Consider the following 1,931-nt stretch of genomic DNA (forward strand, 5'->3'; position numbering starts at 1 on the left):
GCGGGTCAGAGCCGCAGGCCGCAGGCAGCGGCTTCGCCTAAAGGAGTGAAAAATGACCATCCAGACCATCCAACTGAACAAGCTGGCGCTTTCCGACCTCAACGTGCGGAAGGTGAAGCCCAAGGAAATTGAAGCCCTCGCAGCCGACATTCAGGCGCGGGGCGTGCTGCAAAACCTGATCGGCTATGATGAGGACGGCAAGATCAAGATTTGCGCTGGAGGGCGGCGCTACCGGGCCTTGAAGCTGTTGCAGAAGGCAAAGACCATCCCCGGCACTTTCGAGGTTCCCGTTGAAATCCGCAGCAAGGACGAGGCGCTGGAAATCTCTCTTGCCGAGAACGCGCAGCGTGAGGACATGCACCCCGCCGATGCCATCGCCGCCTATCGGGCGATCATCGACAGCGGCAAAGACGTTGACGATGTTGCAGCATCGTTCGGCGTCTCCCCCGCCTATGTCCGCCGCGTGTTGAAGCTGGCGGCGCTGCACCCGACCATTCTCAAAGCCTTCCAGAAAGACGAAATCGGCATGGGCGCGGCGCAGGCTTTCGCGCTGACAGACGATCAGGACCGCCAGCTTGAGGTTTTCAAGCGCACCGGCGACAACGCCCACCAAATCCGCGCCATGCTCACCCAGGAGAAGGTTGCCGATACCGACAAGCATTTTCGCATTGTAGGCGAGGAAGCCTATTGCGCCGCAGGCGGCACCTTCACCACCGATCTTTTCGGAGAACGTCGCTATTGCGATGATGCGGGCCTTGTCATGGACCTTGTGCAAGATCGGCTCGACGCCATCGCCAAGGCGGCGCGCGAAGATGGCTGGCGCGATGCAGAAGGGCAGCTCTACCGGCCTGATTCCTACTGGATGCGCGGCCATCTGGAACCCGCTGGCGAGCGCCATCCGACCGAGGAAGAAACCGCGCAGCTGGTCGAGATCGAGGCGGCAATCGCCAAGCGGGAAAGCGAGGTGGACGAGGACGAGCACGACTATGACGACGAGTTGCGCGCCCTGACCCGCAAGCAGGACGCTATCGTATCGGCTTGCCGCGTCTTCACCGCCGAGCAGAAGGCCGAGCACTCGCTTATCGTCTTCATCGGGCATGACGGTATCGAACAGGTTGCGTTCACGCGCAGCGCCAAGGGCACCGCCGCCGATGGCCCCAAGCCTCCCCGGCCCGACTACTCGCAGAAGGTCATGGATCAGCTGGGCGGCATCCGCACGATGGCGGTTCGGGAAGCCCTTGCCAGCGACCCGGAGCTGGCGCTGGACGTGCTCTTGACGGGCCTATTGGGGCAGGTTCGCGGCAACTCCTATTCGTGGCAACAAGCCGCCGAAATCACCGCCGAGAAGAACCGCTTCCATGTTGACGAGGCGATCATGGGCCATTCCACGATTGCCGACATTGACGAAATCGCGGGGGCCGATCTTGCCCGCTTGGCCGAGACACCCACGCTGGACGACATGCGCCAGATGGACAGCGAAGCGAAATTGCGGCTGCTGGCCTACTGCGTGGCCTCGCAGATCACGAGCCTTTCGTTCCATAGCGACCGCGACCGCCAGCTGGCGCAGATCGTCGGGGCCGCGCAGATCGACATGGCCGACAAGTGGGAACCCAATCAGGTATTCTATGACCAGCTTAGCAAGGCCACGCTCTTGAAGCTGCTGGCCGAAGGTTGCGGCAACGACGCCGCAGAGAATTGCCAGACCATGAAGCGCTCTGATCTTGCCTTGACGGTCAACGAGCGCCTTGCGGGGCGGCGCATCCTGCCCCCCGCCCTTCGACCCTCTGCCTTGCCCGATGCCGCTGATAGCGAAAGCCAAGCGGCATGACGGCATGGGGAGCGCGCTTCACTCCCGCGCTCCCCGCAAACTTGCGGGGCGGTGGCAGCTGCCACCGCACCCATTTTACAGAACGCAGCCGGTAAAATCGGCC

Annotated in this window: 1 protein-coding gene; it reads left to right on the forward strand. The window is 62.6% G+C overall.

The features are described 5' to 3' along the window. The first annotated feature begins 52 nt into the window (after positions 1-52). Positions 53-1,828 (forward strand): ParB/RepB/Spo0J family partition protein, encoded by a 1,776-nt coding sequence (locus tag AX735_RS18300; RefSeq protein ID WP_059153608.1) that lies wholly within the window; start codon positions 53-55, stop codon positions 1,826-1,828. Positions 1,829-1,931: the final 103 nt, after the last annotated feature.

Source organism: Blastomonas sp. CCH1-A6 (assembly GCF_001556365.1).
In the GTDB taxonomy this organism is placed as follows: Bacteria; Pseudomonadota; Alphaproteobacteria; order Sphingomonadales; family Sphingomonadaceae; genus Blastomonas; species Blastomonas ursincola.